10 protein-coding genes and 1 pseudogene are annotated in these 7868 nt (G+C 67.2%); 5 read left to right on the top strand and 6 right to left on the bottom strand.

Features of this window, described 5'->3' with window-relative positions:
* Both AC2VOU_RS10185 and AC2VOU_RS10180 read right to left on the bottom strand, forming a co-directional pair.
* Nucleotides 1–400: pseudogene (locus AC2VOU_RS10185) on the bottom strand (glucose-6-phosphate dehydrogenase); the annotation flags it as partial.
* A gap of 312 nt (nucleotides 401–712) precedes the next feature.
* Nucleotides 713–871, bottom strand: coding sequence for a hypothetical protein (locus tag AC2VOU_RS10180; protein ID WP_486957269.1), 159 nt, complete (start codon nucleotides 869–871; stop codon nucleotides 713–715).
* A gap of 59 nt (nucleotides 872–930) precedes the next feature.
* On the opposite strand from AC2VOU_RS10180, the gene AC2VOU_RS10175 reads away from it, so the two are divergent.
* A complete protein-coding gene (locus AC2VOU_RS10175) occupies nucleotides 931–1626 on the top strand; it encodes a guanylate cyclase (RefSeq protein ID WP_486957268.1) in 696 nt (231 codons plus the stop codon).
* A gap of 123 nt (nucleotides 1627–1749) precedes the next feature.
* Here AC2VOU_RS10175 and AC2VOU_RS10170 read toward each other — a convergent pair whose 3' ends face one another.
* Both AC2VOU_RS10170 and AC2VOU_RS10165 read right to left on the bottom strand, forming a co-directional pair.
* Entirely contained in the window at nucleotides 1750–2097 is a 348-nt protein-coding gene (locus tag AC2VOU_RS10170) for an Mtp family mycobacterial-type pilin (protein WP_486957267.1), read from the bottom strand.
* A gap of 37 nt (nucleotides 2098–2134) precedes the next feature.
* On the bottom strand, nucleotides 2135–2752 hold the full coding sequence (locus AC2VOU_RS10165; protein WP_486957266.1) for a restriction endonuclease: 618 nt from the start codon (nucleotides 2750–2752) through the stop codon (nucleotides 2135–2137).
* A gap of 35 nt (nucleotides 2753–2787) precedes the next feature.
* On the opposite strand from AC2VOU_RS10165, the gene AC2VOU_RS10160 reads away from it, so the two are divergent.
* The gene (locus tag AC2VOU_RS10160; RefSeq protein WP_486957265.1) at nucleotides 2788–3747 is read left to right on the top strand and encodes a redoxin domain-containing protein; all 960 of its coding nucleotides are present in this window, start codon (nucleotides 2788–2790) and stop codon (nucleotides 3745–3747) included.
* 4 nt (nucleotides 3748–3751) lie between these two features.
* Here AC2VOU_RS10160 and ychF read toward each other — a convergent pair whose 3' ends face one another.
* A complete protein-coding gene (gene ychF, locus AC2VOU_RS10155) occupies nucleotides 3752–4825 on the bottom strand; it encodes a redox-regulated ATPase YchF (protein ID WP_486957264.1) in 1074 nt (357 codons plus the stop codon).
* Nucleotides 4826–4924: 99 nt separating this feature from the next.
* Between ychF and AC2VOU_RS10150 the strand changes: the two genes are divergently transcribed.
* Nucleotides 4925–5944 (top strand): DUF6542 domain-containing protein, encoded by a 1020-nt coding sequence (locus AC2VOU_RS10150; protein WP_486957263.1) that lies wholly within the window; start codon nucleotides 4925–4927, stop codon nucleotides 5942–5944.
* Here AC2VOU_RS10150 and AC2VOU_RS10145 read toward each other — a convergent pair.
* On the bottom strand, nucleotides 5941–6957 hold the full coding sequence (locus AC2VOU_RS10145; RefSeq protein ID WP_486957262.1) for a 4-hydroxy-3-methylbut-2-enyl diphosphate reductase: 1017 nt from the start codon (nucleotides 6955–6957) through the stop codon (nucleotides 5941–5943). The genes AC2VOU_RS10150 and AC2VOU_RS10145 overlap by 4 nt on opposite strands.
* A 73-nt stretch (nucleotides 6958–7030) precedes the next feature.
* On the opposite strand from AC2VOU_RS10145, the gene AC2VOU_RS10140 reads away from it, so the two are divergent.
* Together AC2VOU_RS10140 and AC2VOU_RS10135 are read left to right on the top strand one after the other, a co-directional pair.
* Complete coding sequence (locus tag AC2VOU_RS10140; protein WP_486957261.1) at nucleotides 7031–7588, top strand: lipid droplet-associated protein; 558 nt, start codon at nucleotides 7031–7033, stop codon at nucleotides 7586–7588.
* The coding region (locus tag AC2VOU_RS10135) for an exodeoxyribonuclease VII large subunit (RefSeq protein ID WP_486957260.1) at nucleotides 7585–7868 on the top strand (284 nt) is incomplete at its 3' end. The genes AC2VOU_RS10140 and AC2VOU_RS10135, both read left to right, overlap by 4 nt.

Here is a 7868-nt window from a genome sequence, read left to right as displayed (position 1 = left end):
TCAGCAGCCCGGCCTCGGCCAGGTGCTCCACGATCGGCGCGAACAGCGACGGCGGCATCTCGAGATAGAACAGGCAGTGCTGGGTGGAACCGATCTGGGTGGCCAGCGTGTCGTAGAGCGCGGCGTCGGTGACGTCACCGTGCAGGTAGGACAACCGCTTGGCGAAGCGGTCGAAGACCTTTCCGTCGACCTTTTCACCAGTGCCTTCGATCGCCTTGCGGGCACGCTTCACCAACTCGTCGACGCTGATGTCGTCGCTGGCCACACCCAGAATCGGGCACTGCAGCAACCCGCGGCGCTCAAGCCGGTAAAGGGCCTGAAACGTCATCTTGCGGGCCAAGTCGCCAGTGATACCGAAAATCACCAGCAGGTCTGAGTCGTCGGTGCCGAATTCGGCCAATGCAAACCTCCAGGAGAAATCGGCTGGTCAGCGCGGGCTCGTTACCTGCCTAGCTCAATTCGCCGCGGCCAGCGTCAACCCTAAACACTACGCCTGCACCCGACAACCAACAGATAGCCGCTCATCCGGGTGGGCAAACCTTCGGCAGCTCAACACTGGCGAAATATTTACCCGCAGTTGATTTTTCGACACCGTGTGAATCCGGCTGCCAGCGATTCACTCCGCGACCCCAGTCATCGTGGCGGCCGAGAGGCAGAGCTGAAGGGCTTCGCCGGCACCCACCGGCTCTACGCCATGGCCGCCGCCTAGCGGCTAGTCTTCGCCCGCTTCGGCCAGTCGCTGTTGCAGCCGGTCACGGATCTCGTTGGGTGTGTACGCCCGTCGCCGCCGCTGGTCGCGGACCACCAGTGCGCCGCCGGCTGCCACCCCGACAACCCCGGCCAAGCCCAGCAACTTCCAGACGGTGCGCATCGGCCCAGGGTATTCGCGAGTGCATCCTGGCGGGACCGCTATGTGCATATGGTTCGGTAGTGAATACGCACACGGTTGGGTTGAGCCAAGCCCTGGAACACACCAGAACCGGCGACGTCTGGCTGTTCCGCGGGCATTCGGGCCCCGACCGGGCGATCCAGACCCTGTCGAACAGCCCCGTCAACCACGTCGGTATGACGGTGGCGATCGAGGACCTGCCGCCGTTGATGTGGCATGCCGAACTCGGCGACAAGCTGAACGACGTCTGGACCGCGACCAACCACCGGGGTGTGCAGCTCAACGATGCCCGCGAGGCCGTCGAGCGCTGGCTGACCCGTTACGGCCAGCGCTGCTGGTTGCGTCAGCTGACGCCCGACATCGACCAGGAGCAGGAGCATCGGCTGCTGCGCGTTATCGCGCGCATGGACGGCACGCCATTTCCGTCCACCACCCGGCTGACCCTGCGGTGGCTGCGCGGTCAGCTCCCGACCAGGTACGACTGGGTGCGCGGGCTTCCTTGGATCGACTCCCGCGTGCGCGAAGCGACCCGTCGGCGCCGAGCAGAACAGCGCAAGGCAGGCTTCGAATCCGCCTATTGCGCCGAGACCGTGGCCGTCACCTACGAGGAGATGGGGCTTATCGAGACCGAGAAGCGGTCGAATTGGTTTGATCCTGGCCGGTTTTGGAGCGGTGACAGGCTACCGTTGATCGCGCCGTACGGGCTGGGCAGCGAAATCGCAGTCGTGGCGGATTGACCGCCTCACACCCCGAACTTGGCCCGCGCCTCGTCGGTGACCAGAGTGAAGAGGTTGCCGTCAGGATCGCGGTCGAGACGAATGTCATGGGCCCGATGCCAGGTGCCTCCTAAGACGAGAACGTCAGAGCGGCATCCAGACGTTGTTGTTCCAGAATCCCCAGGTCCGCGCGGTCATGTTCCACATCACCTGCGCTCCGGGCGCCCACGGCGGTGGGGGCGGTTGGGGCGGCGCCCAGGCCGGCGGAAGCCCCCAGGGCCCATTGCCCATCGCCCCGCCCTGACCGGCGGCTCGCTGCCAGTCGTGGCACTGATGCCAGTCCCAGTCGTAGATGGTCCCCCAGCCCGCATCCCACGGCTGGCCCGGGCACCAGTGAAAAGCCGGCACCGCGTGAGCGGTCCCGTTGGCCGGCAGGGCCGCTCCCAGCACGGCCAGCGCCAAGACCCACGCCAGTCGCTTCATCGTCGCCATCTGCCAGAGTGTGCCCTAATGGCACTCAGAGCATGTGCTAAACCGCGCGCCGCGCGGGCGGCGGGACCCAGGCCTGAAGTGCCCGGCGACCGATCAACTGACAGTTGTGGGTGAAAGCCAGCTTTTTGGCCGCGTCGGTGAATTCCTGATTGCTGATGACGATGCTTTTGGTGCAGTCGTGGTGACGCGCCCCCGCTACCACCTGCTGGACCGCCGCGACCCCGACGGGCTTGCCGAGCCGCTTGCATTGCACGGCCACCGCTCGGTCGTCGCGCCGGGCGATCAGGTCGACGCCGTAGTCGCCGCTGCCCGGAGTGAAGGTGACCTGCCAGCCGGCCCGCTCGAGGCGCGCTGCGACATAGTCCTCGAAGTCCGTTCCGGCCATCGCGTCGATTGCTGCCATGCCGTCGCTCGGCCGACGCCGCTCGGCCGCCAGGACGACGGCGAGAACCAGACCCACAGCCGCGCCCGCCAAGCCGACCTTGACGCTGCGCCCGACGAGGCCCGCGAAGAGCCCGAAGTAGACCGGCAGGAACAGGTAGGTGATCTTCATCTCGGGCCGAGGATAGAGGCGCTCACCGACATTCGCGGGCAGGAAGCCGCTGATGCCCGCTTCGGCTTTGCCGACGTGCGGCGACCGAATTATCCAAGTCACCCGTCGCGCCAAGGTTCCCGCGCTACTCTTTGCCGATGATCGCGGGCGACAAGGCGCCTGACTTCACCCTGTACGACCACACCGGTCGGCCTAGAACACTGTCCGCGCTCCTTGCCGCAGGTCCGGTTGTGCTGTTCTTCTTCCCGCTGGCGTCCTCGCCGATTTGCACTGCGCAGGCCTGTCACTTCCGGGACTTGAGCGCCGAGTTCGCCAGAGCGGACGCCCAGCGGGTGGGGATCAGCACCGACACGGTCGACAGGCAGGCCCACTTCGCCCGGCAGCGTTCGTTCGACTATCCGCTGCTCTCCGACGCCGACGGCGTGGTGTCCGAACTGTTCGGGGTGCGCCGAGGCAGGTTCGCCAGGCTGCGCAGAGCTGTCATGGCGAGCGATGCGCCTCGGCGTCGCCGGCACACTCGGCGCCGCGGCCTGCTGGCCCGGCTGCTGCCGGTCCGCCGGACCACATTCATCATCGACGTCGACCGCACCGTGCTCAAGGTCATCGCCAACGAGGTGCGCGCATCGGTGCACGCCGACGCGGCGTTGCGGTTTTTGCAGAACCACGAGGCGCCTAGTCGGCCACCGGTCGGGCAGCACGAGGCGGCCAGCGACTGGTTCACCGAACCGGAAGCCACCGACACACCGAGCTTGGTCCGGCCATTCACACTGGCGACGGGGCGTATCGACGCCGGGGTCGACGTGGCGCTCGATGCTCCGGTCGAAGCGCTCGACACGACGGCGATCACGCCACGCTGGCGGAAAAACGATGTCCGGGGCCAGATCCTGACATGGTCCGCGCACAGTCCGTCGGTCGCCGAGCTCGCGTCGCGGTTGTCGTTGCCGCTCGGCGCGACGCGGTTCCTGGTCGACGATCTGGCGACACAGGGCTATGTGCGGGTGCGCGCACCGCGCGGCGACTCGATGACGATCGATGAACGCCGCGACATGATCGACCGGACCCTGCGTGGCTTGAGGGAACTGCGCGCGAGTTCCTGAAAATTTAGACGTTGAACCGGAATTCGACGACGTCGCCGTCGGTCATCACGTAGTCCTTGCCCTCCATGCGGACCTTGCCCGCCGACTTGGCCGCGGCCATCGACCCGGCAGCGACCAAATCGTCGAAGGATACGATTTCGGCTTTGATGAAGCCCTTCTCGAAGTCGGTGTGAATCACGCCGGCCGCCTTGGGCGCGGTGTCGCCTTGGTGGATGGTCCACGCCCGCGACTCCTTGGGCCCGGCGGTCAGATAGGTCTGCAGCTTCAAGGTGTGAAAACCGGCCCGCGCCAACGCATCCAGACCGCGCTCGGTCTGTCCGATCGACTCGAGTAGCTCGCCGGCCGACTCCTCGTCGAGCTCTTGCAGCTCGCTCTCGATTTTCGCGTCGAGGAACACCGCGTCGGCGGGCGCGACCATCGCGCGTAGCTCGGCCTTGCGGGCGTCGTCGGTCAGCACCGACTCGTCGGAGTTGAACACGTAGAGAAACGGTTTGGTGGTCATCAGGTTCAGCTCACGCAGCAGTGACGCGTCGACGCCGGCCGCGAACAGCGTCTTGCCGCCGTCGAGAATCTCTTGCGCGGCGCCAGCAGCGTCGTATAACGGCTTGCGCTCCTTGTTGTTTCGGGCTTCCTTCGCCAGCCGCGGCACGGCCTTCTCCAGTGTCTGCATATCGGCGAGAATGAGCTCGGTCTCGATCACCTCGATGTCAGCGCTCGGATCGACCTTGCCGTCGACATGCACCACGTCGTCGTCGGCGAACACCCGCACCACCTGACAGATCGCGTCGCACTCGCGGATGTTGGCCAGGAACTTGTTGCCCAGGCCCGCGCCCTCGGAGGCGCCCTTCACGATTCCCGCGATGTCGACGAAGGTCACCGGCGCCGGCACGGTCTTCTCGGAGCCGAACATCTCGGCGAGCTTGGTCAGCCGCGGATCGGGCAGCGGGACCACACCCTCGTTCGGCTCGATCGTCGCGAAGGGGTAGTTGGCGGCGACCACGTTGTTCCTGGTCAGCGCGTTGAAAAGGGTCGATTTGCCGACATTCGGCAGACCCACGATCCCAAGGCTGAGGCTCACAGGGACACAAGTCTAGGAGAGCCTGCAAGTTTGGCACGCCCGCGCATTACTAACGAGGTCGTTACGCGCCTTTCGGCGTCCAGCCGGTACGGTCGACATGTGTCAGAACAGCCGGCCCGGTCGGAGGTGGCCGCAGACCACCGCTCGATCGTCCCGTCGGTTCCCGGTGTGCCGTGGTGGGCCGCGGTGGCCATCGCGGTGACTGGTGTCGCCGCAGGCTTTGCGTTCGACGCCGGCTCCGGCAAGGAGCTGACCATTGTCTTCTCCGGTCTGTACGTGATGGGCTGCGTCGCGGCGGTGCTCGCCGTCCAGCAGGCCGGCGTCTTCACCGCGGTCATCCAGCCACCGCTGATCTTGTTCTGCGCGGTACCCGGTGCCTACTTCCTGTTCCACGGCGCCAAGTTCACCGGCGTCAAAGACCTCGTCATCAACTGTGGCTATCCGTTGATCGAGCGTTTCCCGCTGATGCTGTCGACCTCACTCGGCGTCCTGCTGGTGGGCCTGGTCCGGTGGTACCTCGGCATGGTCTCCTCGCGCGCGACCACCACTGACGTGGACGAGACCACCGGTAGCGAGGAGAAGCGAGTCGGGCTGGTCGAGCGGTTGACCGCACTGCTCCATCGCGACACCGCCGATGTCGAGCCGACCGAGAAGTCCGTCCGGCCCCGCGCCCGGCGGGAGCATTCCGTGGCGCGATCGAGCGCAGCCGACAGAAGGACCGGTCGACGTCCGGCGACCTCGACGCGCACCCGACGGCCGCGCCCACCGCTGGACGACGCCGAGCCGGCCCGCGATCGTGGACGCCGACGCCCGACACGCGACGTGGACACCGGTGAGCCACGGCGCCGCGCCAGGGCGCCGCGCGATCCGGAGTCGCGTGGCCGTTTGCCGCGGGAAGTGCGCCGTGACCCGCTGACCCGCCGCGACCGCTTCGATCCGTACGAAGCTGCTGAGTCCTTTGACACTCCCCCGCCGCGACGCCGGTCCACGCCGAACGGCGCGGCCGCGACCCATCACCCCATCTCGCAGGTCCGGTACCGCAAGACCGCCGGCGGAGAACCGCCGTACGACGAACGCCCGCGGCGGCCGCGCAGGCCGTCGGCCGACCCCTGGGACTAGCTGTCGCGTGGGCCGGTGGCGCGCCTGATCTCCCGCGGCAGGGCGAACACCAGCGTCTCGTTGGCCGTTGTCACGGGCTGAACCACGTCGTAACCGTGGTCGGCCAACCGCTCCAGCACGCCACGCACCAGCACCTCGGGCACCGACGCACCGGACGTCACGCCGACCGTGCTGACGCCGTCCAGCCAGGCGGGATCGATGTCGTCGGCGTAGTCGACCAGATGCGCGGCCGCCGATCCGGCGCCGAGCGCGACCTCGACCAACCGCACCGAGTTCGACGAGTTGCGTGAGCCGACGACGATCACCAGCTCGCATTCGGGCGCCATCGCCTTGACCGCGACCTGGCGATTCTGGGTCGCGTAGCAGATGTCGTCGCTGGGCGGATCCTGCAGCTTCGGGAAGCGGGCCCGCAGCCGCTGCACGGTTTCCATCGTCTCGTCGACCGACAGCGTGGTCTGGGACAACCAGATCACTTTGTTCTCGTCGCGCACCGTGACACGGTCGACAGCGGCCGGACCGTCGACCAACTGCACGTGGTCGGGCGCTTCACCAGCGGTGCCGACGACCTCCTCGTGGCCTTCGTGGCCGATCAGCAAGATGTCGTAGTCGTCGCGGGCGAATCGCTTGGCCTCGTTGTGCACCTTGGTCACCAGCGGGCAGGTCGCGTCGATGACCTTCAGCTGCCGCTCGGCGGCCGTGACGTGCACCGTCGGCGCGACGCCGTGAGCGGAGAACACCACGATCGCGCCCTCGGGGACCTCGTCGGTCTGCTCGACGAAGACCGCGCCCGCCTTGGCGAGGGTCTCCACCACGTAGCGGTTGTGCACGATCTCGTGCCGGACGTACACCGGCGGGCCGTGCTTTTCCAGCGCGCGCTCCACGGTCTCGACGGCGCGGTCGACGCCGGCGCAGTATCCCCGCGGCTCGGCCAGCAGCACCCGCTTTCCGGTCACCGGCTCGGACACACCAGCCGTCATCCCAATGTGTGGGCCCATGTTCACCGTCGGCGGCATGACACCCAGGGTACTGGGCAGAATTCGCGCGCTCAGCTTGGAGTTGTCCGCCGGTTAAGGCAATCTTGACGGCATGGCTACTGCACCGTACGGGGTCCGGCTGCTGGTCGGCGCTGCGACGATGGCCGTCGAGGAGACGATCCGGCTGCCGCGAACCATCCTGATGTACCCGATGACGCTGGCCAGCACGGCCGCACACGTCGTGATGCGATTCCAGCAGAACTTGGCTGAGCTGGTGATCAAGGGCGATGCCACCCTGGAGCAGATCTTCCCGCCCAAGGACGAGCAGCCCGAGTGGGCGACGTTCGACGAGGACCTGCTCGACACCGGAGCCGACGACGACCCGGCCGGCGTCGAGTCCCGCACCGGAGGCCGGTTCGCGCTCTACTCGTCCCCCGACGCGGCGGACACCGCCGCCGCACGGCCCGCGTCCAAGCCGTCGGTCGCCGTGCCCGCGGTGGTCGAGGAGCTTGACTACGAGCAGCTGACGCTGGCGCAGCTGCGGGCCCGGCTGCAGTCCCTTGATGTCAACGAGCTGGAAGTGCTGCTGGCCTTCGAGGAGGCCACCAAGGGACGCGCTCCGTTCCAGACGCTGCTCGCCAACAGGATCACGCGCGCGACGGCGAAGTGAGCGACAACTCCGCCGAGAACCCCTTTCCGGTTCGCGCGGTCGCGACGCGGATCGCAGCCTGGATCGACAAACTCGGCGCGGTCTGGGTCGAGGGTCAGTTGACCCAGATCAACATCCGTCCGGGTTCGCGAACCGTGTTCATGGTGTTGCGCGATCCGGCCGCCGACATGTCGCTGAGCGTGACCGCACCCCGCACCCTGGTCGACCACGCGCCGGTCAAGCTCGTCGAGGGCGTGCAGGTCGTGGTGTGCGGCAGACCGAACTTCTATACCGGCCGAGG

The sequence above is a fragment of the Mycobacterium sp. TH-M25 genome, from assembly GCF_057473665.1.
This window is presented reverse-complemented; position numbering and strand designations above follow the sequence as displayed.